The 21,547-nt window shown below is 69.6% G+C and carries 20 protein-coding genes; 19 read left to right on the top strand and 1 reads right to left on the bottom strand.

Annotated elements, in window-relative coordinates:
* Nucleotides 1-154 precede the first annotated feature (154 nt).
* From EL337_RS17000 to EL337_RS16910, 19 genes are all read left to right on the top strand, one after another.
* Complete coding sequence (locus EL337_RS17000; RefSeq protein WP_048631737.1) at nucleotides 155-589, top strand: division/cell wall cluster transcriptional repressor MraZ; 435 nt, start codon at nucleotides 155-157, stop codon at nucleotides 587-589.
* Nucleotides 564-1,703, top strand: coding sequence for a 16S rRNA (cytosine(1402)-N(4))-methyltransferase RsmH (gene rsmH, locus EL337_RS16995; RefSeq protein ID WP_197724119.1), 1,140 nt, complete (start codon nucleotides 564-566; stop codon nucleotides 1,701-1,703). The genes EL337_RS17000 and rsmH overlap by 26 nt, the downstream gene beginning before the upstream one ends.
* Complete coding sequence (locus EL337_RS16990; RefSeq protein ID WP_048631736.1) at nucleotides 1,700-2,761, top strand: cell division protein FtsL; 1,062 nt, start codon at nucleotides 1,700-1,702, stop codon at nucleotides 2,759-2,761. The genes rsmH and EL337_RS16990 overlap by 4 nt, the downstream gene beginning before the upstream one ends.
* Nucleotides 2,758-4,761: a peptidoglycan D,D-transpeptidase FtsI family protein gene (locus tag EL337_RS16985; RefSeq protein ID WP_109519827.1), complete on the top strand. Its 2,004-nt coding sequence runs from the start codon at nucleotides 2,758-2,760 to the stop codon at nucleotides 4,759-4,761. Before EL337_RS16990 ends, EL337_RS16985 begins: the two co-directional genes overlap by 4 nt.
* Nucleotides 4,762-4,825: 64 nt before the next feature.
* Nucleotides 4,826-6,361, top strand: coding sequence for a UDP-N-acetylmuramoyl-L-alanyl-D-glutamate--2,6-diaminopimelate ligase (locus tag EL337_RS16980; protein ID WP_083443038.1), 1,536 nt, complete (start codon nucleotides 4,826-4,828; stop codon nucleotides 6,359-6,361).
* Nucleotides 6,358-7,863 carry a UDP-N-acetylmuramoyl-tripeptide--D-alanyl-D-alanine ligase gene (locus tag EL337_RS16975; RefSeq protein WP_048631734.1) on the top strand — a complete coding sequence of 502 codons (1,506 nt, stop codon included), beginning with the start codon at nucleotides 6,358-6,360 and terminating at the stop codon, nucleotides 7,861-7,863. The genes EL337_RS16980 and EL337_RS16975 overlap by 4 nt, the downstream gene beginning before the upstream one ends.
* Nucleotides 7,860-8,939 carry a phospho-N-acetylmuramoyl-pentapeptide-transferase gene (mraY, locus tag EL337_RS16970; RefSeq protein WP_048631733.1) on the top strand — a complete coding sequence of 360 codons (1,080 nt, stop codon included), beginning with the start codon at nucleotides 7,860-7,862 and terminating at the stop codon, nucleotides 8,937-8,939. The genes EL337_RS16975 and mraY overlap by 4 nt, the downstream gene beginning before the upstream one ends.
* A 1-nt stretch (nucleotide 8,940) precedes the next feature.
* Complete coding sequence (gene murD, locus EL337_RS16965) at nucleotides 8,941-10,398, top strand: UDP-N-acetylmuramoyl-L-alanine--D-glutamate ligase (protein WP_370737136.1); 1,458 nt, start codon at nucleotides 8,941-8,943, stop codon at nucleotides 10,396-10,398.
* A 12-nt stretch (nucleotides 10,399-10,410) separates the two neighbouring features.
* Nucleotides 10,411-11,910 (top strand): putative lipid II flippase FtsW, encoded by a 1,500-nt coding sequence (gene ftsW, locus EL337_RS16960; protein ID WP_048631731.1) that lies wholly within the window; start codon nucleotides 10,411-10,413, stop codon nucleotides 11,908-11,910.
* An 86-nt stretch (nucleotides 11,911-11,996) separates the two neighbouring features.
* Nucleotides 11,997-13,064: an undecaprenyldiphospho-muramoylpentapeptide beta-N-acetylglucosaminyltransferase gene (murG, locus tag EL337_RS16955; RefSeq protein ID WP_232786766.1), complete on the top strand. Its 1,068-nt coding sequence runs from the start codon at nucleotides 11,997-11,999 to the stop codon at nucleotides 13,062-13,064.
* A 50-nt stretch (nucleotides 13,065-13,114) separates the two neighbouring features.
* Nucleotides 13,115-14,506, top strand: a complete 1,392-nt coding sequence (gene murC, locus EL337_RS16950; protein ID WP_048631869.1) for a UDP-N-acetylmuramate--L-alanine ligase — start codon at nucleotides 13,115-13,117, stop codon at nucleotides 14,504-14,506.
* Nucleotides 14,506-15,471 (top strand): cell division protein FtsQ/DivIB, encoded by a 966-nt coding sequence (locus tag EL337_RS16945; protein WP_048631729.1) that lies wholly within the window; start codon nucleotides 14,506-14,508, stop codon nucleotides 15,469-15,471. Before murC ends, EL337_RS16945 begins: the two co-directional genes overlap by 1 nt.
* A 198-nt stretch (nucleotides 15,472-15,669) precedes the next feature.
* Complete coding sequence (gene ftsZ / locus EL337_RS16940; RefSeq protein WP_048631728.1) at nucleotides 15,670-16,845, top strand: cell division protein FtsZ; 1,176 nt, start codon at nucleotides 15,670-15,672, stop codon at nucleotides 16,843-16,845.
* Between the two features lie 18 nt (nucleotides 16,846-16,863).
* Nucleotides 16,864-17,574, top strand: a complete 711-nt coding sequence (gene pgeF / locus EL337_RS16935) for a peptidoglycan editing factor PgeF (protein ID WP_048631727.1) — start codon at nucleotides 16,864-16,866, stop codon at nucleotides 17,572-17,574.
* Entirely contained in the window at nucleotides 17,571-18,368 is a 798-nt protein-coding gene (locus tag EL337_RS16930) for a YggS family pyridoxal phosphate-dependent enzyme (protein WP_048631726.1), read from the top strand. Before pgeF ends, EL337_RS16930 begins: the two co-directional genes overlap by 4 nt.
* Nucleotides 18,365-19,009 carry a cell division protein SepF gene (locus EL337_RS16925; protein WP_048631725.1) on the top strand — a complete coding sequence of 215 codons (645 nt, stop codon included), beginning with the start codon at nucleotides 18,365-18,367 and terminating at the stop codon, nucleotides 19,007-19,009. Before EL337_RS16930 ends, EL337_RS16925 begins: the two co-directional genes overlap by 4 nt.
* A 108-nt stretch (nucleotides 19,010-19,117) precedes the next feature.
* Entirely contained in the window at nucleotides 19,118-19,408 is a 291-nt protein-coding gene (locus EL337_RS16920; protein ID WP_048631724.1) for a YggT family protein, read from the top strand.
* A gap of 228 nt (nucleotides 19,409-19,636) precedes the next feature.
* Nucleotides 19,637-20,458, top strand: a complete 822-nt coding sequence (wag31, locus tag EL337_RS16915) for a DivIVA-like cell division protein Wag31 (RefSeq protein ID WP_048631723.1) — start codon at nucleotides 19,637-19,639, stop codon at nucleotides 20,456-20,458.
* Nucleotides 20,459-20,489: 31 nt separating this feature from the next.
* Nucleotides 20,490-20,849 carry a phage holin family protein gene (locus EL337_RS16910; RefSeq protein ID WP_048631722.1) on the top strand — a complete coding sequence of 120 codons (360 nt, stop codon included), beginning with the start codon at nucleotides 20,490-20,492 and terminating at the stop codon, nucleotides 20,847-20,849.
* On the opposite strand, the gene EL337_RS16905 is transcribed toward EL337_RS16910, so the two are convergent.
* A complete protein-coding gene (locus tag EL337_RS16905; RefSeq protein ID WP_048631721.1) occupies nucleotides 20,846-21,496 on the bottom strand; it encodes a phosphoribosyltransferase in 651 nt (216 codons plus the stop codon). The genes EL337_RS16910 and EL337_RS16905 overlap by 4 nt on opposite strands.
* Between the last annotated feature and the right edge of the window lie 51 nt (nucleotides 21,497-21,547).

Raw genomic sequence — 21,547 nt, 5'->3', positions numbered from 1 at the left:
GCCCGGTCAGTGCCACGGTGCCTGCAGAGTGGGGGACCCGGGGAAACGCGGGCAGGTATTTGGAGCAAAGTGGGGGATTGTGGGGTAAAGTGGCGGACAACGGAGCGACCGGGGTTCCGTAGCAAGGCTTGAGCGAGGTTTGCGAGGTGGCGAGATGTTCTTCGGCACCTACACGCCACGTCTCGACGACAAAGGGCGACTGACGTTGCCCGCCAAGTTCCGCGACGCGCTGGCAGGAGGGTTGATGGTCACCAAAAGCCAAGATCACAGCCTTGCTGTCCATCCGAGGGCCGAGTTCGAGGAGATGATCGCCGAGATCTCCGCCAAGGCCAAGCGGGGCAATCCGCAGGCCCGCGCCTACCTGCGCAACCTGGCCGCCAGTACCGACGAGCAGTACCCCGACGCACAAGGCCGCATCACGCTCTCCATGGAGCACCGCCGCTACGCGAACCTGACCAAGGACTGCGTGGTGACGGGGTCGATCGGGTTCCTGGAAATCTGGGATGCCCAGGCGTGGCAGGACTACCAGGAGCTTCACGAAGAGAACTTCTCCGCGGCCAGCGATGAAGCACTCGGCGACATTCTTTGATCTGGCCACCGGCCCGCAGGCCCGTGCAGTGCGGCCTCTGCCCGAACCGGCCCTGACGTACTTCCCCGACGTCAGGTCCGCGTACTCGGGCAGGGACCTCACTGCAGGGGCCGCCCCAATCTTTCAGGGTGCAGCAGCGATGGTGGATGACGAACCCCATATCCCAGTCCTTCTGGATCGGTGTGTCGCACTGCTGGCACCCGCACTCACGCGCGGCGGCGACGACGGCGCCGGCGCGACACTCGTCGACGCCACGCTGGGCGCCGGTGGGCACTCCGAGCGGTTCCTGACCCAGTTCCCCGGTCTGCGCCTGATCGGTCTGGACCGCGATCCCGATGCGCTACAGCTCGCGGGTCAGCGCCTGGCGCCCTTCGGCGACCGGGTCACGTTGGTCCGGACCCGCTACGACGGTATCGCCGACGCGGTGGCGCGAATCAGCCCGATGGGAGTGGACGGGATCCTCTTCGATCTCGGGGTGTCCTCGATGCAACTCGATCGGGTGGAGCGCGGTTTCTCGTATGCGACGGACGCGCCGCTGGACATGCGGATGGACTCCGGATCCAGTTTGACGGCGGCGCAGGTGCTCAACACCTACGACGAGAGGGCCCTGGCCCGTGTGTTGCGCGAGTTCGGTGAGGAGAAATTCGCCGCCCGCATCGCGTCGTTCGTGGCGCGCCGGCGCGCGGAGACCCCGTTCACGACCACCGGCGAGCTGGTGGAGCTGCTCTACCAGGCGATCCCGGCGGCCACACGCCGCACCGGCGGCCATCCCGCCAAGCGCACCTTCCAGGCGTTGCGCATCGAGGTCAACGCCGAGCTGGAGTCGCTGCGCATCGCGATTCCCGCCGCGCTGCGGGCACTGCGGCCGAGAGGGCGAATCGTGGTGATGGCGTATCAGTCGCTGGAGGACCGGATTGTGAAGTCCGACTTCGCCGCCGCGACAGCATCGCGCACGCCGCCCGGCCTTCCCGTCGAATTGCCCGGACACGGACCGGAGTTCGTCGCGCTGACGCGAGGCGCCGAACGGGCCGATTCAGACGAGGTCGCACGCAATCCGAGAAGCGCACCGGTTCGGCTGCGCGCATTGGAGAAAGTTGGGGGAGAGCAGCGATGAAGGCAAAGAGGCCAACACGCAACAGTGCGGCCGCGTCTGCCGGCACGCGGAAGGCGACCAAGAAGTCGCAGACCGCGGGTAAGCGCCGGCCGGTGCGTGAGCCCAAGCGGGTGCCCGCCGACGCACAGCCGCGGGGCCGCAAGTCCGCGCGGGACGCGCGGCCACAACGCTCGGCGCCCCGCACGACGCCGACCGCCCGTCCCGTCGACACACCCGCGCGCCCGAAGAGCGCAAGTCAGGCCAAGGCGCGAGCCAAGGCGCGGAAGGCCAAGGCCCCCAAGGTTATCCGGCCTCCCCTTCGCGAGCGGATCCTGGTCAGGATCGCCTCGATCGACCTCAATCCGCGGCGGCTCGTCGCCCGGGTGCCCTTCGTCGTCCTGGTCATCGGCGCCCTGGGTGTCGGTCTCGGAGTCACGCTGTGGCTGTCCACCGACGCCGCAGAGCGTTCCTACCAGCTCGGTGCCGCCCGGGAGGTCAATCAGGCGCTGATGCAGCAGAAGGAAGGACTCGAGCGCGACGTGCTCGAAGCTCAGGCGGCCCCTGCGCTCGCCGAGGCCGCGCGCGAGCTGGGGATGATCCCGTCCAGGGATACCGCGCATCTGGTACAGGACGCCACTGGTAACTGGGTCGTCGTCGGCACGCCCAAGCCGGCCGAGGGTCTCCCGCCGCCACCGCTGAATGCGCCGCTGCCCGAGCCGGCACGCCCCGCACCGCCTGCGCCGCGGGTTGTGGAACCGCTTGAGGTTCCGGTCCGGATCCCCTCGGCGCCTGCGCCGCCCCTCATTCCGGGTGCGGGTCCGGCTCTGCCGCTCGGAGTTCCCGGTCTCGTGCCCGGCGCAGCTCCGGGTGTGATCCCCGGCGCAGCTGCGGGTGTCGTTCCCGGCGCGGAAGTTCCGCACGCAACCTCGGGCCAGCTGCCGGCGCCCGGTCCGGCTCCGGAGGTGCCGGCAACGGCCACAGTGCCTGCAGCACCGGCGATTCCGGGCCCACCGCCCGCTGCGCCGCTGGTTGCCGACCAGTTCGCACCCGTGCCGCCTGCGCCCGGGGCTCCCGCATGAGAGGTGAGGACGACCGCAGTTCCCGCGGGACGAAACGGACAACGGCGGCCAAGTCCGCCAAGGGTGCCAAGAGCGCGAAGGGCGCCAAGGGCGGCAAGACCGGCGCAACCGTGGCCACGGTCCCGAACCAGGAACGGTCCGCCCGGTCACGCCGCACCCGCAAAGCCGCCCCCCAGAACGGCTTGCGCAGCGCATCATTCGTTTTTCGGCACCGGTCCGGCAACGCGGTGATCTTTCTTCTCCTCGTGGTTGCTGCGGCGCAGCTGTTCACGCTGCAGGTGCCACGCGCCGAGGGGCTGCGCGCCGAGGCGGCGGGTCAGCTCAAGGTCACCGACATCGAGCCGGCACTTCGCGGTTCGATCGTCGACCGCAACGGTGACAAGCTGGCCTTCACCATCGAGGCGCGGGCGCTGACGTTCCAGCCGGTCAAGGTACGCAAGCAGCTCGAAGAAGCCTTCCAGGCCAACAGTGCCGAAACCTCCACCGAGGCACCAGATCCCGACGCTCGATTGCGGGAGATCGCCGCCGAGGTCTCCTCGCGACTCGGCAACAAGCCCGACACGGCCACCGTCCTGAAGAAGCTGCGCAGCAACGAGACGTTCGTCTATCTCGCGCGCGCCGTCGACCCGGCCATCTCCGACGCGATCACGACGAAGTTCCCCGAGGTGGGATCCGAGCGTCAGGATCTGCGCCAGTACCCGGGCGGCGTCCTGGCCGCGAACATCGTCGGCGGCATCGACTGGGACGGGCACGGATTGCTGGGGCTCGAGGATTCGATGGACTCGGTGCTCGCGGGCACCGACGGTTCGGTGACCTACGACCGCGGCTCCGACGGCGTGGTGATTCCCGGCAGCTACCGCAACCGCCACAGCGCGGTCAACGGATCGACCGTGGTACTGACCCTCGACGACGACATCCAGTTCTATGTGCAGCAGCAGGTGCAGATGGCCAAGGACGCCTCCGGGGCAAAGAATGCCTCGGCGGTGGTGCTCGATGCCAAAACCGGCGAGGTGCTGGCAATGTCGAACGACAACACGTTCAACCCGGCCCAGGACATCAGCCGCCAGGACAGCAGGCAGCTGGGTAACCTCCCGGTGTCCTCCCCGTTCGAGCCGGGCTCGGTGAACAAGATGATCACCGCCGCGGCGGTCATCGAGAACAGACTCACCACGCCCCACGAGGTGCTGCAGGTACCCGGTTCGATCAACATGGGTGGAGTCACTGTCGGCGATGCCTGGGAGCACGGCGTCATGCCGTACACCACCACCGGAGTGTTCGGGAAGTCGTCCAACGTCGGCACGCTGATGCTCGCCCAGCGGTTGGGACCCGAGAAGTACGCCAAGATGCTGCAGATGTTCGGCCTGGGTCAGCGCACCGGTGTCGGCCTGCCGGGTGAGAGCTCAGGCCTGGTCCCGCCCATCGACCAGTGGTCGGGCAGCACGTTCTCCAACCTGCCGATCGGCCAGGGTCTTTCGATGACCCTGCTGCAGATGACCGGCATCTACCAGACCATTGCCAACGACGGTGTGCGGGTGCCGCCGAGGATCATCAAGGAGACCGTCGCCCCGGACGGCAGCCGCAACGAAGAGCCCAGGCCCGACGGTATCCGGGTGGTGTCCGCCGAGACGGCGCGCACCGTGCGCGACATGTTCCGCTCGGTGGTGCAGCGCGACCCGCGCGGCATTCAGCAGGGCACCGGACCGCAGGCCGCCGTCGAGGGTTACCAGATCGCGGGCAAGACGGGCACCGCCCAGCAGATCAACCCGGCGTGCGGGTGCTACTACAGCGACGTCTACTGGATCACCTTCGCCGGCATGGCGCCCGCGGACGACCCGCGCTACGTCATCGGTGTGATGCTCGACGCACCGCACCGGGCCGCCGACGGTTCCCCGGGCTCCTCGGCCGCGCCGCTGTTCCACAACATCGCCGCCTGGCTGCTGCAGCGGGAGAACGTGCCGCTGTCGCCCCCCGGCGCAGAGCTGACCCTGCAGGCGGACTGACATCCCGCGTCACCCGCCGTCGAATGCGGATGTCGCTCACGGGGATCGGTACTGTGTCATGGCCATGAATTTGCGCCCCAGTCAACCCGTCGGTCTGCGCCTCGGCGCGCTCGCCGACCTGGTCTCCGCAGCACCGACGTCGGCGGGCGCGGTGCCGGACGTCCAGGTCACCGGCGTGACGTTGCGCGGTCAGGACGCCCAGGCCGGTGACCTGTTCGCTGCGCTTCCCGGCCAGAGAGCGCACGGCGCCCGCTACGCCGCCGACGCCGTCTCCCGTGGTGCGGTCGCGGTGCTGACCGACCAGGACGGTGTCGCGGAGCTCGCCGCACACGGCGGGCTGGACGTGCCGACCCTGGTGCATCCCGAACCCCGGGCGGCGCTCGGCGAGGTCGCGGCCGCCGTGTACGGCAGGCCCTCGGACCACCTGCGCGTCATCGGTGTCACCGGGACCTCCGGCAAGACCACCACCACCTACCTGGTGGAGGCGGGTCTGCGCGCGGCGGGCCGGGTCGCGGGGTTGATCGGCACAGTCGGTGTCCGGATCGACGGCCGTCAGCAGCCGGGCGGGTTGACCACGCCCGAAGCCCCCGAACTGCAGGCGCTGCTGGCCGCGATGCTCGAGCACGGTGTCGACACGGTGGTGATGGAGGTGTCCAGCCACGCCCTCACGCTCGGTCGGGTAGACGGGGTGTCCTTCGCGGTCGGCGGGTTCACCAACCTGTCGCGCGACCACCTGGACTTTCATCCGACCATGGCCGACTACTTCGAGGCCAAGGCGCGGCTGTTCGACCCCGAGTCGCCGATCCACGCCGCGCAGTCGGTGATCTGCGTCGACGACGAGTGGGGTCGGGCGATGGCGGCGCGGGCTCGCCGGCCGGTGACCGTGAGCACGACAGGTGCAGCGGACTGGAGCGTCGAACGCGTGCTCTCTGCCGAAGGCGGGGTGCAGGACTTCGTCGCCGTCGATCCGGCCGGGGGTCGGCATGATCTGACGATCGGGCTGCCCGGTGGATACAACGTCGCGAACTGCCTGCTCGCCGTCGCCCTGCTGGACGCGGTAGGGGTCTCTCCCGAGCAGTCCGCGCCGGGTCTGCGGGGTGCGACGGTGCCCGGCCGTCTGGAGACGGTGGACCGGGGTCAGCCGTTCCTGGCACTCGTCGACTACGCACACAAACCAGGCGCGTTGCAGGCGGTGCTGCAGACCTTGCGGGAGCAGTGCTCGGGGCGGCTCGCCGTCGTCTTCGGCGCCGGGGGCAACCGTGACCAGGGCAAGCGTGAGCCGATGGGCCGGGTCGCGGCCGAACTGGCCGATCTGGTGGTGGTCACCGACGACAATCCCCGCGACGAGGACCCCGCCGGCATCCGCGCGGCGATCCTGGCGGGGGCGGCGGACAGCGATGCGGAGGTCGTCGAGATCGGGGACCGGCGGGCGGCCATCGGGCACGCTGTGGCGTGGGCCAGGCCCGAAGACATCGTGCTGGTCGCGGGGAAGGGCCACGAGGCCGGCCAGACGAGCCAGGGCCGGACCCGGCCGTTCGACGACCGCGACGAGTTGGCCGCCGCGCTCGACATGCTCGGCGCACGGAGGTCGCGGCTGTGATCGAGCTGTCGCTGGCCGAGGTCGCCGATATCGTGGGCGGCCGCCTCTGTGATGTCTCCGTCGAGGACGCGGCGCGGATCCGGGTCACAGGCACCGTCGAGTTCGACTCGCGGGCCGTGACGCCGGGTGGTCTGTTCCTGGCGCTGCCCGGGGCGCGCTCGGACGGGCACACCTTCGCGGCCACCGCGATCGCGGCAGGCGCCGTGGCGGTGCTGGCGGCCCGTCCGGTGGGCGTGCCGGCGATCGTCGTCGATCCGGTGGCGCCCGAACCCGGCTCCGGGGGAACGGCCGGCGTCCTGGAACACGACGTGGACGGATCCGGTTCGGCAGTGCTCGCGGCACTGGCACGGCTGGCGGCCGCGGTGGCCGCCCGGCTCGTCGCGGGCGGGCTGACGATCATCGGCATCACCGGGTCGTCGGGCAAGACGTCCACCAAGGACCTCATCGCGGCGGTGCTGGCTCCCCTGGGTGAGGTGGTCGCACCGCCGGGGTCGTTCAACAATGAGCTGGGCCACCCGTGGACGGTGCTGCGGGCGGCAGAGTCCACCGACTTCCTCGTGCTGGAGATGTCGGCCCGGCATCCGGGCAACATCGCCGCGCTGGCCCGCATCGCGCCACCGTCGGTTGCGGCCGTGCTCAACGTCGGCACCGCGCACCTCGGCGAGTTCGGCTCCCGAGAAGCCATCGCAGCCACGAAATCTGAACTGCCACAAGCAGTCCCACCATCGGGCGTAGTGATACTGAACGCCGATGATCCAGTCGTGTCGGCTATGGCCGACGTCACGGCCGCACGAGTGGTGCGGGTGGGCCGGGGACCCGAGGCCGACATCCGGGCCGACAATGTGGCCCTGGACCCGCTGGCCAGGGCCAGCTTCACCCTGCATGCCGGCGGCGCCGCGGTCCCGGTGTCGCTCGCGGTCCACGGCGACCACCAGGTCTCCAACGCGCTCACCGCGGCGGCCATCGCGCTGGAATGTGGCGCGACGCTGGAGCAGGTCGCCGCCGCGCTCGGGTCGGCAGGCCCGATGTCGCGACACCGGATGCAGGTCAGTACCCGCAGCGACGGTGTGACGATCATCAACGACGCCTACAACGCCAACCCGGATTCGATGAGTGCGGGGCTCAAGGCGCTGGCGTGGATGAGCCGGGGTGGCGCTCCCGAGAGCCGAAGCTGGGCCGTGCTGGGCGAGATGGCGGAGCTCGGTGACGACTCGATTACCGAGCATGACCGCATCGGCAGATTGGCGGTGCGCTTAGATGTCTCTCGACTCGTCGTCGTCGGATCCGGGAGGCCTATGAGCGCGATGCTGCACGGGGCCGTCATGGAAGGGTCCTGGGGATCTGAGGCCATCCCGGTCGCCGACGCCGACGCTGCCCTGGCGCTGTTGCGCGCTGAGCTGCGGCCCGGTGACGTCGTGCTGGTGAAGGCGTCGAACTCGGCGGGCCTCGGTGCGCTGGCGGATGCGCTCGCCGACGACACGGGCGGGCAGGATCCGCGATGAGACAGATCCTCATCGCCGTCGCGATCGCGCTGACCACCTCGATTCTGCTGACCCCCGTGCTGATCCGGCTCTTCACCCGCCAGGGTTTCGGCCACGAGATCCGCGCCGACGGACCGCCCAGCCACCACAAGAAGCGCGGCACCCCGTCGATGGGGGGCGTCGCGATCCTCGCCGGCATGTGGGCAAGCTATTTCGGCACCCATCTAGTCGGTGTGCTGATGGACGGCAAGGGTCCGTCGGCGTCGGGGCTACTGGTGCTCGGACTGGCCACCGCGCTGGGCGTCGTCGGGTTCCTCGACGATCTGATCAAGCTCCGTCGCGCCCGCAACCTCGGGCTCAACAAGACGGCCAAGACGGTCGGCATCCTGGTCGCCGCCGTGCTCTTCGGCGTGCTGGCCCTGCAATTCCGCAACGCCGACGGCCTGACCCCGGGCAGCCCCGAACTGTCCTACGTCCGCGAGATCGCCACGGTCACGCTGGCGCCCGCGGTGTTCGTGCTGTTCTGTGTGGTGATCGTCAGCGCCTGGTCGAACGCGGTGAACTTCACCGACGGGCTCGACGGGCTTGCTGCCGGCGCAATGGCGATGGTGTGCGCGGCCTACGTGCTCATCACGTTCTGGCAGTTCCGTAACGCCTGCGCCACCAGTCCCGGCGTCGGCTGCTACAACGTCCGCGACCCACTGGATCTCGCGATCATCGCCGCGGCGACCGCGGGCGCCTGTATCGGCTTCCTGTGGTGGAATGCCGCTCCGGCGAAGATCTTCATGGGCGACACCGGGTCGCTGGCACTGGGCGGCATCATCGCCGGCCTCTCGGTGACCAGCCGCACCGAGATGCTGGCCGTGGTGCTGGGCGCGCTGTTCGTCGCCGAGGTCACCTCGGTGGTCGTGCAGATCATGGCATTCCGCACCACGGGCCGCCGGGTGTTCCGGATGGCGCCGTTCCACCACCACTTCGAGCTGGTGGGGTGGGCGGAGACGACGGTGATCATCCGGTTCTGGCTGCTGACGGCGATCGCATGTGGTCTCGGTGTCGCGCTCTTCTACAGCGAGTGGCTGACCACCGTCGGTGCGTGACGTGAACGAGCTCGCGGACTTGACGGGCGCGTCGGTGTTGGTGACGGGTGCGCGTGTCACCGGCCAGGCGATCCTCGCCGCGCTGGCGCCGCTCGGGGTCCGCGCGACGCTGACCGACGACAGCCCCGCGGCGCTGGCGACCTTCGCCGGGCAGGGGACCGGGGTGATCGACCCGGGCGCCGCCGTCGAGCAGATCGCCGACTTCGACCTCGTCGTCACCAGCCCCGGCTTCCCGCCCACGGCGCCCGTGCTGGCCGCGGCCGCCGCCGCGGGCATCCCGATCTGGGGTGACGTCGAGTTGGCCTGGCGTCTCGATCAGTCCGGCCGGTACGGCGCGCCCCGGAAATGGCTGGTCGTGACGGGCACGAACGGCAAGACGACGACGACGTCGATGCTGCACGCGATGCTGGAGGCGGCAGGCCGCCGAGCGGTGCTGTGCGGCAACATCGGAGACCCGGTGCTCGCCGTCCTGGACCACCCGTGCGAACTGCTGGCCGTTGAATTGTCGAGCTTCCAGCTGCACTGGGCGCCGTCGCTGCGCCCAGAGGCCGGGGTGGTGCTCAACGTCGCCGAGGACCATCTGGACTGGCACGGGTCGATGGCGGCCTACGCGCAGGACAAGGCACGGGCGCTGGCCGGCCGGGTGGCCGTCGGCGGTCTCGACGATGCCGTGGCCGCCGGGCTGCTGGCCACCGCACCCGCCCGGGTGAAGGTGGGCTTCCGGCTGGGCGAGCCGGCAGCGGGTGAGGTCGGCGTCCGCGACGGCATGCTCGTCGACAATGCGTTCGCCGATGGACTGGCGCTCGTCGCCGCCGACACCATCCCGGTGGCGGGGCCGGTCGGCGTGCTCAATGCGCTCGCGGCGGCCGCGCTTGCGCGCGCAGTCGACGTGCCGGCCGGGTCGATCGCCGAGGCCCTGGCGACCTTCCGGGTGGGCCGGCACCGGGCCGAGGTCGTCGCGGTGGCCGACGGCATCACCTACGTGGACGACAGCAAGGCCACCAACCCGCACGCCGCCCTGGCTTCCGTCACCGCTTACCCGCGGGTGGTCTGGGTGGCGGGCGGCCTCCTCAAGGGCGCCTCGATCGACGAGATGGTTGCCGCCGCGACGAATCGGCTGGTCGGCGCCGTGTTGATCGGACAGGACCGCGACGTCATCGGTGAGGCGTTATCGCGACACGCACCGGATGTCCCCGTCGTCGAGCTTGTGACGGGGGAGGATTCTGAGGTGCCTGAGAAAGATGAGTCAGCTGTTACTCGTGTGACTCGAGTGATTCCGGTGGAGGCGCAGCCCGTCGCCGAGGCGGTGATGGCGGCGGTCGTGGAGACCGCGCGCGGCCTCGCAAGACCCGGCGACACGGTGCTGCTCGCACCGGCAGGTGCGTCGTTCGACCAGTTCACGAGCTACGGCCACCGCGGCGACACGTTCGCCGCGGCCGTGCGCGCCGCCATCGGGTGACGGCGTAGACACATGAGCAACATCCTCAGCCGACTGCGGAACCGGCGCGCCAATCCGGCCGCCGACCAGCCAGGCACCGCCGGGCAGTCAGGTCCGGTGCCGTTGCACATCCCGCGCACCCGGGTGGGCGCCTGGCTCGGACGGCCGATGACGTCGTTCCACCTCATCGTCGCCGTCACCGCCCTGCTGATCACCATGGGCCTGACCATGGTGCTGTCGGCCTCCGGCGTGTACTCCTACGATTTCGAGGGCTCGCCCTGGACGGTGTTCGGCAAACAGTTGCTGTGGACGGCGATCGGGTTGCTCGCGTTCTACGTGGCGCTGCGCATGCCGGTCGCGGTGATGCGACGGTTCGCATTCGCCGGCTTCGCGTTCTCCGTGGTCCTGCTGATCCTGGTGCTGATCCCCGGAATCGGTAAGGTGGCCAACGGTTCTCGAGGCTGGTTCGTCATCGCCGGGTTCTCCATGCAGCCCTCGGAGCTGGCCAAGATCGCGCTGGCCATCTGGGGTGCCCACCTGCTGGCCGCCCGGCGCATGGAACATGCGTCGCTGCGCGAGATGCTTGTGCCGCTGGTGCCCGCGGCCGTGATCGCGCTCGGCCTGATCGTCTCCCAGCCCGACCTCGGTCAGACGCTGTCGATGGGCGTGATCCTGCTGGGTCTGCTCTGGTACGCCGGGTTGCCACTGCGGGTGTTTCTGAGCTCGCTGGGCGCGGTGCTGATCTCCGGCGCAGTGCTCGCGATGTCGGCGGGCTATCGCTCTGCGCGCGTGCAGTCGTGGCTGGATCCCGCCTCCGACGCCCAGGGCGCGGGCTATCAGGCCCGGCAGGCCCGCTTCGCGCTGGCCAACGGCGGCGTCTTCGGAGACGGCCTCGGACAGGGCACCGCCAAGTGGAACTACCTGCCCAACGCGCACAACGACTTCATCTTCGCGATCATCGGCGAGGAGCTCGGGTTCGTCGGCGCGGTCGGCCTGCTGCTGCTGTTCGGCTTGTTCGCCTACACCGGCATGCGGATCGCCCGCAGGTCCGCCGACCCGTTTCTGCGTCTGCTGACCGCCACCGCCACGCTGTGGATCCTGTCGCAGGTGTTCATCAACGTCGGCTACGTCGTCGGCCTGCTCCCGGTCACCGGCCTGCAGCTACCGCTGATCTCGGCCGGCGGCACCTCGACGGCCACCACGCTGTTGATGGTCGGCATCATGGCCAACGCCGCGCGCCACGAACCGGAGGCGGTGGCCGCGCTGCGGGCCGGCCGCGACGACCGGGTGAATCGTCTGCTGCGCCTCCCGCTGCCCGCTCCCTATGTGCCCACCCGCACCGAGGCGCTGCGGGACAGGCTGCGCAAGAGCCCCACCCGCGCCAAGAAAGCTCCCGACAAGAAGCCGCCCCGCGCACCCCGCGCCAAGGCCGGGCACCCGGTGCGGTCGGCACGGTCCTCCAGCGGTTACGGTGATGGCCAGCGGAAACAGGGCCGACGGGCCCGCGCACTGGAAGGTCAGCGCTACGGGTGACGGGGAATTCGGTGTCGGCAGAAAACGACCGTGCGATATCTGTCGTTCTTGCCGGCGGTGGCACGGCGGGCCACGTCGAACCCGCGATGGCGGTTGCCGACGCGTTGACCGCACTCGACCCGAACGTGCGGATCACCGCCCTGGGCACCGCGCGCGGTCTGGAAACCCGCCTCGTACCGCAGCGTGGATACCGGCTTGAGCTGATCACCCCGGTGCCGCTGCCGCGCAAGCCGTCCGCCGATCTCGTCCGCCTGCCGTTGCGGGTGCGGCGCGCCGTCCGGCAGACGAGGGCGGTGCTCGACGGTGTGTCCGCCGATGTCGTCATCGGGTTCGGCGGTTACGTCGCACTGCCGGCCTACCTCGCCGCCCGCAGCGCCCGGCCCAGCCGGCGGGTCCCGGTGGTCGTGCACGAAGCCAACGCCAGCGCCGGGTGGGCCAACAAGGTCGGGGCCCGGCTGGCCCAACGGGTGCTCTCCGCCGTACCGGATCCCGGTCTGGGTCCCGTCGAGATGGTGGGAATGCCTGTGCGGGAGGCGATCACATCGCTGGACCGGAAGGCGCTGCGGGCCGAGGCGCGCGCGCATTTCGGATTCGCCCACGATGCCAGGGTGCTGCTGGTGTTCGGCGGGTCCCAGGGCGCCCAGTCGCTCAACCGCGCGGTGGCGGGAGCCGCCGAAGGCCTTGCTGCCGAGGGCATTTCCGTACTGCACGCCCACGGTCCGAAGAACGTCCTCGACCTGCCGGCGCCGCGGCCGGGAGATCCTCCCTATGTCGCCGTGCCGTACCTGGATCGGATGGATCTGGCGTATGCCGCGGCTGATCTCGCGGTGTGCCGCTCGGGAGCGATGACCGTTGCCGAGGTCAGCGCGGTCGGGCTGCCCGCGGTGTATGTGCCGCTGCCCATCGGCAACGGTGAGCAACGCCTCAACGCGCTTCCGGTGGTGCAGGCCGGTGGCGGGATCATCGTCGACGATCGTTCTCTCACACCGGAATTCGTGGCAGGCACGGTGCCGGGCATGCTGAACGACCAGGCCACGCTGACGTCGATGACCACCGCGGCCGCGATGGCCGGACACCCCGACGCGGCCAAGAGGGTCGCGGAGGTGGCCCTTGAGGTCGCGCGGAGCAACCGCGACAGGCGGGCACCGCGGTGAGCACCGACACCCCTGCCGCCAACCTGCCGCCGGAGCTGGAACGAGTCCACATGGTGGGCATCGGCGGTGCCGGCATGTCCGGCATCGCGCGCATCCTGCTCGACCGTGGCGGCCAGGTGTCGGGGTCCGACGCCAAGGATTCACGCGGCGTGGTCGCGCTGCGCGCACGCGGCGCCGACATCCGGATCGGGCACGACCCGTCGGCTCTGGACATGCTGCCCGGGGGGCCCACCGCGGTGGTCACCACCTACGCCGCGATCCCGAAGACCAACCCCGAACTGGTCGAGGCCCGCACCCGCGGCATCCCGGTCATCCTGCGCCCCGCCGTGCTGGCCAAGTTGATGACGGGCTACACCACGCTGATGGTGACCGGCACCCACGGCAAGACGACCACCACCTCGATGCTCGTTGTGGCGTTGCAGCACAGTGGTTTCGACCCGTCGTTCGCCATCGGCGGAGACCTGGCCGCGGCGGGCACCAACGCCCACCACGGCAGCGGCTCGGCCTTCGTCGCCGAGGCCGACGAGAGTGATGGGTCGCTGCTGGAATACAGCCCCGACGTCGTCGTGGTCACCAACATCGAGGCCGACCATCTGGACTTCTTCGGCACCGTCGAGGCCTACACGGCGGTGTTCGACCAGTTCGTCGAGCGCATCAGACCCGCAGGCGCACTGGTGGTCTGCGACGACGATCCGGGCGCGCGGGCACTGGGGGACCGCAGCGCCGAGCTGGGTGTGCGCGTGCTGCGCTACGGAAGCAGCGGCGAGCTGGACGCCCGGCTCGACGCGTGGACACAGCAGGGCACCGGCGCGACCGCCGAGATCACCCTGCGCGGCGAGGTGACTCCAAGGACGATGCGGTTGGCGGTCCCGGGCAGGCACATGGCGCTCAACGCGCTGGGCGCGCTGCTGGCCGCGCGTGAAGCCGGCGCCGATCTCGACACGGTGCTCGACGGATTGGCTGGTTTCGAAGGTGCACGGCGCCGCTTCGAACTGGTGGGGACAGCGCGCGGCGTCCGCGTCTTCGACGACTACGCGCACCACCCGACCGAGGTCCGCGTCAATCTCGCCGCGCTGCGTGCTGTCACCGACCAGGCGGGGACGGGCCGCGTGATCGTCGTGTTCCAGCCCCACTTGTATTCGCGCACCGAGACTTTCGCCGTCGAGTTCGGCGAGGCGCTCAGTGCGGCCGACGAGGTCTTCGTCCTCGACGTCTTCGCCGCGCGTGAGCAGCCCATCGCCGGTGTCAGCGGGGCCACCGTCGCCGACGCGGTGTCGGTACCGGTGACCTACGTTCCCGATTTCTCCGCGGTCGCCGCGTTGGTGGCCGCGACGGTCGCCTCGGGCGACGTCGTGGTCACGATGGGTGCCGGTGATGTCACGCTTCTGGGCAACGAGATTCTGACCGCGGTGCAGGCTGCTGCAGGCGGACCGACGGTGTGATGGCCGAGCCGACCGACGACACCACCGCGGGCCAGGCGCCCGACGATCCGGCAGAGCCGCCCCCAGAGCCGGCCCCGGCCGACACAGAAGCTGCGGAGCCGGCCGCCGAACCCGCGGAGAAGCCCGCAGGCGCACCCGCCGACGAGGACCTCGAAGGGCCGCGCAGGCGCGCCCGCCGCGAACGCGAGGAGCGCCGCGCCGCGCAGGCCAGGGCGACGGCCATCGAGGACGCCCGCCGAGAGGCCAAACGCAAGGTGCTCGGGACGCCCCCGCCGCAGACCAAGACCCTCGGCCGCGGCACGGTGCGCGGTCTGAAGGTCCTGATGTGGACGGCCGTGCTGTCGGTGATCGTCGTCGGGCTCGGTCTGCTGCTGTACTTCACGCCGATCATGTCGGCGCGCAGCGTCGTGGTGACCGGGGTGGGGGCGGTGACCCAGGAAGAGGTCGTCGGTGCCGCCGGGGTGGCGCCAGGAACGCCGCTGCTGCAGGTGAACACCGACGCGGTCGCCGAACGGGTCGCCGGAATCCGGCGCATCGCGTCGGTCCGGGTGCAGCGGCAGTACCCGTCGACACTGCGCATCACCGTGATCGAGCGGGTGCCCGTGGTGGTCAGGGACTATCCCGACGGTGTGCACCTGTTCGACCGCGATGGGGTCGACTTCGCCACCGGGCCGCCACCGCCCGGCATCCCGTACCTGGACACGGAGAACCCCGGACCTGACGACCCGGCCACCAAGGCGGCGCTGCAGGTCATGACGTCGCTACGGCCCGAGGTGGCCAGCCAGGTCGGCCGGGTCTCGGCGCCGTCGGTCGCCGCGATCACCCTCACGCTGGTCGACGGTCGCACCGTGGTGTGGGGCACGACCGACCGCACGGAGGAGAAGGCGCTCAAACTGGCCGCGCTTCTGACTCAGCCCGGCCAGATCTACGACGTCTCCAGTCCGGACCTGCCGACGGTGAAGTGATCGCCCGACGGTGCGTGATGGTCGCCACGAAATTTGTCGTGTCGTATCGGCGCGCCTGACCAGTAAGCGTGTGACCCGGCCCTACCGTTCTGTTTGCGCGGAACAACCTGACATAACTCTAAGCCTCTCGTTGAGGTTGAGGGTTTGCCATAGGGGGAATTCCGCTCCAGACAAGCAACCAGGCAGGAAGGGCGGCCGATGACCCCCCCGCATAACTACCTCGCAGTGATCAAGGTGGTCGGCATTGGCGGCGGCGGCGTCAACGCCGTCAACCGGATGATCGAACAGGGTCTCAAGGGCGTCGAGTTCATCGCGATCAACACCGACGCGCAGGCGCTGTTGATGAGCGATGCCGACGTCAAGCTCGACGTCGGACGCGATTCGACGCGCGGCCTCGGCGCCGGCGCCGACCCGGAGGTGGGCCGCAAGGCCGCCGAAGACGCCAAGGACGACATCGAGGAGCTGCTCCGCGGCGCCGACATGGTGTTCGTCACCGCGGGTGAGGGCGGTGGCACCGGTACCGGTGGCGCCCCCGTGGTCGCGTCGATCGCACGCAAGCTCGGCGCGTTGACTGTCGGTGTCGTGACCCGGCCCTTCTCGTTCGAGGGCAAGCGGCGCAGCAATCAGGCGGCCGAGGGCATCGCGTCGCTGCGCGAGAGCTGCGACACGCTGATCGTCATCCCGAACGACCGGCTGCTGCAGATGGGCGACGCCGCGGTATCGCTGATGGACGCGTTCCGCAGCGCCGACGAGGTGCTGCTCAACGGTGTCCAGGGCATCACCGATTTGATCACCACGCCCGGCCTGATCAACGTCGACTTCGCCGACGTGAAGGGTGTCATGAGCTCCGCGGGTACGGCGCTCATGGGCATCGGCTCGGCGCGGGGTGACGGGCGGGCGCTCAAGGCTGCCGAGATCGCGATCAACTCCCCGCTGCTGGAAGCGTCCATGGAGGGCGCATTGGGCGTGCTGCTGTCGGTTGCCGGCGGCAGCGATCTGGGTCTGTTCGAGATCAACGAGGCCGCGTCGCTGGTCCAGGAGGCGGCACATCCCGAGGCGAACATCATCTTCGGCACCGTCATCGACGACTCGCTGGGCGATGAGGTGCGCGTCACCGTGATCGCGGCGGGCTTCGACGCGGCCGGGCCGGGACGCAAGCCCGTGACAGGCGAGGCGACCGCAGCCGCGGCGTCGGCTGCACAGCCGGTCGCACCGGGGCGGGCCGGCCGGGTGAACTCCTCGATCTTCGAGCCTGCGGACCCGGCGAGCGTGCCCGCCGGCCACACCAACGGCGCGACCGTGCGCATCGGCGGCGGCGACGACGGAGGCATCTCCGACGACGACGTCGACGTGCCGCCGTTCATGCGCCACTAGCCGCTGTATGGCCGCACCGTGACATTTCGGGTCAGGCGCGTGACCACGACACGCACCGGCGGGGTCTCCGAACCGCCGTTCGCGACGTTCAACCTCGGCGATCACGTCGGCGACGATCCTGCCGACGTGGCAGCCAATCGGGCGCGGCTGGCGTCGGCCGTCGGGTTGGGTGAGCACATCGTCTGGATGAACCAGGTGCACGGCACCAACATCGTCGTCGTCGATCACGCAGGCGACACCGTCGCCGACACCGACGGTCTGGTGACCACCACGCCCCGGTTGGGGTTGGCGGTGGTGACCGCCGACTGCGTGCCGGTACTGATGGGTGACGCGCGGGCCGGGGTGGTTGCCGCAGTGCATGCGGGCCGGGTGGGCGCCGCGAACGGGATCGTGCCGAAGGCGCTGGCCGCCATGACCGAGGCGGGCGCCGATGTCGCCGACGTCTCGGTACTGCTGGGACCCGCGGTGAGCGGACCCAACTACGAGGTGCCCGAGGAGATGGCCGCCGAGGTCGAGCGGGCGCTGCCGGGCAGCCGGACGACCACCCATCGGGGCACGCCGGGTCTGGATCTGCGCGCCGGAATCGCCAGACAACTACGTTCCCTCGGCGTCCGGTCCATCGACATCGATCGGCGCTGCACCGTCGAGGACCCGACGCTGTTCAGTCATCGCCGCGACGCGCCGACCGGCCGGCTGGCCTCGCTCATCTGGTTGGAGCCCGGGTCGTGACGGCCGCGCGGGATGCGCAACTGCGCGACGCCCTCGACTCGGTGCGTGCCCGACTGGCCAGGGCGGCCGACGCCGCCGGGCGCGATGTCGACGACATCGAACTGCTCCCGGTCACCAAGTTCTTTCCCGCCGACGACGTGGCGGCGCTGCATCGGCTCGGATGCACTGCCTTCGCCGAGTCCCGGGACCAGGAGGCCGCGGCGAAGGTCGAGGACGTCAGCAGGCTCATCGGGGGAGCGCCGGTGCGCTGGCACATGGTCGGGCGCATCCAGCGGAACAAGGCGCGCTCGGTGGCGGGGTGGGCGTACGCGGCGCACTCTGTCGACAGCGCGAAAGTCGTTGCCGCACTGGACCGGGCGGCCGCCGAGGCGCTGGAGGACGGGCGGCGCACGGAGCCGCTGCGGGTGTATCTGCAGCTCAGCCTCGACGGCGACGAGCAGCGGGGAGGAGTCGACGTCGACGCCGCCGACCGCATCGATCAGTTGTGCGCAGCCGTGGATGCAGCGCCGGGCCTGGCGTTCGTCGGCCTGATGGCGATTCCACCGCTGGGCGCCGATCCTGGCGAATCGTTCGCACGGCTGCAACGCGAGCGTGACCGAGTGCAGCAGGACTTTCAGCAACGCCTCGGCTTGTCCGCCGGCATGTCCGGCGACCTCGAAGCAGCGGTCGAACACGGATCTACTTGTGTGCGTGTCGGTACCGCGCTAATGGGATCGCGACCGCTAACGTCACCGGAAGTAGTCACACCAGTCACACCTTCATCACAAGCACCGCCAGAGGGGTCCTCACAATGAGCACACTGCACAAGGTCAAGGCCTACTTCGGTATGGCGCCGATGGATGATTACGAAGACGACTACTACGAGGACGACGACCGCGCCCCGGTGCGCGGCTACCGCCGTCCCCGTGAGGACCGGTTCGAGGACGAGGGCCTGCCGCGCGGCTATGACGACCGCGCCCGTGAATACGACGAGCCCGCCGGCTACCGCGGTGGTCTGGCCGGCGGCTACGACGATGCCCGCTTCGAGGGCCGGCTCCGTACCCCACGCGAATTCGATCGCACGCCACCGCGATTCGGCGCCATGCGGGGCTCCACCCGCGGCGCGCTGGCGATGGACCCGCGCGGTATGGCCGAGCTGTTCGAGGCCGGTAGCCCGATGGCCAAGATCACCACGCTGCGGCCGAAGGATTACAGCGAGGCGCGCACCATCGGTGAGCGGTTCCGCGACGGCACCCCGGTGATCATGGACCTGGTATCCATGGACAACGCCGACGCCAAGCGACTCGTGGACTTCGCGGCCGGCCTGGCCTTCGCGCTCCGTGGCTCGTTCGACAAGGTCGCGACGAAGGTGTTCCTGCTGTCGCCCGCGGATGTCGACGTCACCGCCGAGCAGCGGCGCCGCATCGCCGAAGCCGGCTTCTACGCCTACCAGTAGCCCCACGTCTCACCACGGGTAGGCTTGCGACGTCGCACGGGAACGTAGCTCGAAGCGACCGTTCGCGTGTATCGAATGTCACACATCTGCCTGAGTGAGGTCGGCTAGTTGGCGCTCTTCTTCGAGATCCTGGGTTTCGCGCTGTTCGTTTTCTGGCTGCTTCTGATTGCCCGGGTCGTGGTCGAGTTCATCCGGTCGTTCAGCCGTGACTGGCATCCTCGCGGTGTCACCGTGGTCTTCCTGGAGATCATCATGACGCTGACCGACCCGCCCGTGAAGCTGCTGCGTCGGATCATTCCGCAGCTCACGATCGGTGCAATCCGGTTCGACCTGTCGATCATGGTGCTACTTCTGGTGGCGTTCATCGGCATGCAGCTGGCCTTCGGCGCCGCGGTCTAGCACCACCGGGGACACCGGGCCGATCGGGCCGGACAAATGCGCGGCGTGGTTAACCGATTCGGCGTTTCCGATATTGTGCCTGCCACCTGGAATGTTGAGTTTCGGTATTAATTATCGGCCTCTCCTGCAACCGCCGGGTCTGGTGTGACAGGATGGACGCCAGTTACATTCCAGCAAGGCTTTACACTTCGAGATCAGTTGACGGTCCAGACTTCAAGGGGGCAGACAATGCCGCTCACTCCTGCCGACGTGCACAACGTCGCGTTCAGCAAGCCGCCAATTGGCAAGCGCGGCTACAACGAGGACGAGGTCGACGCGTTCCTCGACCTCGTCGAGAACGAGCTGTCTCGCCTCATCGAGGAGAACAGCGACCTGCGCCAGCGGGTCGCCGAGCTGGATCAAGAGCTCGGTTCGGCCCGGGCCGGTGGGGGTGCGGCCCAGCCGACTCAGACCCTCCCAGTCTACGAGCCGGAGCCCGAACCTGCACCGGCTCCGACGCCGCAGCCCGTCTTCGAGGCACCCCAGGCGCAGCAGCCTGCCGCTCCGCAGACCGAGGACCAGCACCTGCGGGCCGCGAAGATCCTCAGCCTGGCGCAGGACACCGCCGACCGTCTGACGGGCAGCGCCAAGTCCGAGTCCGAGAAGATGCTCGCCGACGCCCGTGCCCAGGCCGACCAGCTGGTCACCGAGGCGCGCCAGACCGCCGAGACCACCGTCACGGAGGCGCGTCAGCGCGCCGACGCGATGCTCGCCGACGCGCAGAGCCGTTCCGAGACTCAGCTGCGGCAGGCGCAGGAGAAGGCCGACGCCCTCCAGGCCGACGCCGAGCGCAAGCACTCCGAGATCATGGGCACCATCAACCAGCAGCGCACGGTGCTCGAAGGCCGGCTCGAGCAGCTGCGCACCTTCGAGCGCGAGTACCGCACCCGTCTGAAGACCTACCTGGAGTCTCAGCTGGAGGAGTTGGGCCAGCGCGGCTCGGCGGCACCGGTCGATTCCGGAGCCAACAACGACGGCGGCTTCAACCAGTTCAACCGGGGCAACAACTGAGTCACGTGTCGGTCCTGCCTAGGATCGGCTCATGCTGATCGTCGCGCTCGTCCTCGCCCTCATCGGTCTCGGGGCGTTGGTGCTCGCCGTCGTCACCAGCAATGAGCTCATCGCCTGGGTCTGCATCGCCGCGAGTGTCATCGGCGTCGTGCTTCTGATCGTCGATGCCGTGCGCGACCGTTCCAAGGGCGATGCTGATGAATCCGCCGCGGAGGCAGACGATTCCGAGGAGCTGGGGTCGGAATACGTCGAGGATTATCCCGACGAGGCACCCATCGCCGAGCAATACGATGAGCCCCCGGCGGATGACACCGTCGACGTCGACGTCGACTCGCGGTACGAGCCGACGCCCGGCGAGCGGGTCGGCGACGAAGAGTCTCCGAAGCCCTAGCGCGGTGCGGCGAGCAGCGCGCGCACTTCGTCGTCGCTGACCTGATGGAAATCCTCGAACGCCTGTCCCACCGCGCGGAAGTTCGTCGGAGTCCGCGAGCACACCAGCGCGTCACTCTCGTCTCGCAACTCCCGGCACACTGACCCAGGCCCCACAGGGACGCCGACGATCACGTGTTCTGCGCCCATCTGCCGGACGGAGCGGACCGCGGCAACCATGCTGGCCCCCGTGGCGATGCCGTCATCCACCAGCACCACCGTGCGACCGGCGAGCTCCAGCGGTCCTCGTCCACTTCGGTAGGCATGTTCACGACGCCGTAGCTCTGCGGTCTCCCGGGCGACGGCCTCGTCCACCGCATCCCTGCCGATCCCGAGGCTGCGTACCAGGTCCGTGTTCAGCACCACGCCTCCGCCCATGGCCACTGCGCCCATGGCGAGCTCCGGTGATTGGGGCACGCCGAGCTTGCGCACGAGGCAGACGTCCAGCGGGACGTGCAGGGCACGCGCGATCTCCCAGCCGACCGGAACACCGCCGCGGGCCAGACCGAGCACCGTCACGTGGTCCGATCCGCAGAATGGGGCGAGATCCCGCGCGAGCACCTGACCAGCCTCGCGGCGGTCCCGAAAATACTGCTTCGTGACGGTCATGGCACAGTCCCCGGTGGGGAATACCCCTGAGGAGTACGGGGCAATCCACGC

It is taken from the genome of Mycolicibacterium aurum (assembly GCF_900637195.1).
GTDB classification, from domain to species: domain Bacteria; phylum Actinomycetota; class Actinomycetes; order Mycobacteriales; family Mycobacteriaceae; genus Mycobacterium; species Mycobacterium aurum.
Note: the sequence above shows the minus strand (reverse complement) of the source record. Positions and strands in the feature narration are given on the sequence as shown.

What these genes read in the sequence shown, in the direction of transcription:
- EL337_RS17000 (WP_048631737.1), top strand. Translation starts at nt 155, where the DNA reads ATGTTCTTCGGCACCTACACGCCACGTCTCGACGACAAAGGGCGACTG.
- rsmH (WP_197724119.1), top strand. Translation starts at nt 564, where the DNA reads ATGAAGCACTCGGCGACATTCTTTGATCTGGCCACCGGCCCGCAGGCC.
- EL337_RS16990 (WP_048631736.1), top strand. Translation starts at nt 1,700, where the DNA reads ATGAAGGCAAAGAGGCCAACACGCAACAGTGCGGCCGCGTCTGCCGGC.
- EL337_RS16985 (WP_109519827.1), top strand. Translation starts at nt 2,758, where the DNA reads ATGAGAGGTGAGGACGACCGCAGTTCCCGCGGGACGAAACGGACAACG.
- EL337_RS16980 (WP_083443038.1), top strand. Translation starts at nt 4,826, where the DNA reads ATGAATTTGCGCCCCAGTCAACCCGTCGGTCTGCGCCTCGGCGCGCTC.
- mraY (WP_048631733.1), top strand. Translation starts at nt 7,860, where the DNA reads ATGAGACAGATCCTCATCGCCGTCGCGATCGCGCTGACCACCTCGATT.
- ftsW (WP_048631731.1), top strand. Translation starts at nt 10,411, where the DNA reads ATGAGCAACATCCTCAGCCGACTGCGGAACCGGCGCGCCAATCCGGCC.
- murG (WP_232786766.1), top strand. Translation starts at nt 11,997, where the DNA reads ATGGCGGTTGCCGACGCGTTGACCGCACTCGACCCGAACGTGCGGATC.
- murC (WP_048631869.1), top strand. Translation starts at nt 13,115, where the DNA reads ATGGTGGGCATCGGCGGTGCCGGCATGTCCGGCATCGCGCGCATCCTG.
- EL337_RS16945 (WP_048631729.1), top strand. Translation starts at nt 14,506, where the DNA reads ATGGCCGAGCCGACCGACGACACCACCGCGGGCCAGGCGCCCGACGAT.
- ftsZ (WP_048631728.1), top strand. Translation starts at nt 15,670, where the DNA reads ATGACCCCCCCGCATAACTACCTCGCAGTGATCAAGGTGGTCGGCATT.
- EL337_RS16925 (WP_048631725.1), top strand. Translation starts at nt 18,365, where the DNA reads ATGAGCACACTGCACAAGGTCAAGGCCTACTTCGGTATGGCGCCGATG.
- wag31 (WP_048631723.1), top strand. Translation starts at nt 19,637, where the DNA reads ATGCCGCTCACTCCTGCCGACGTGCACAACGTCGCGTTCAGCAAGCCG.
- EL337_RS16910 (WP_048631722.1), top strand. Translation starts at nt 20,490, where the DNA reads ATGCTGATCGTCGCGCTCGTCCTCGCCCTCATCGGTCTCGGGGCGTTG.
- EL337_RS16905 (WP_048631721.1), bottom strand. Translation starts at nt 21,496, where the DNA reads ATGACCGTCACGAAGCAGTATTTTCGGGACCGCCGCGAGGCTGGTCAG.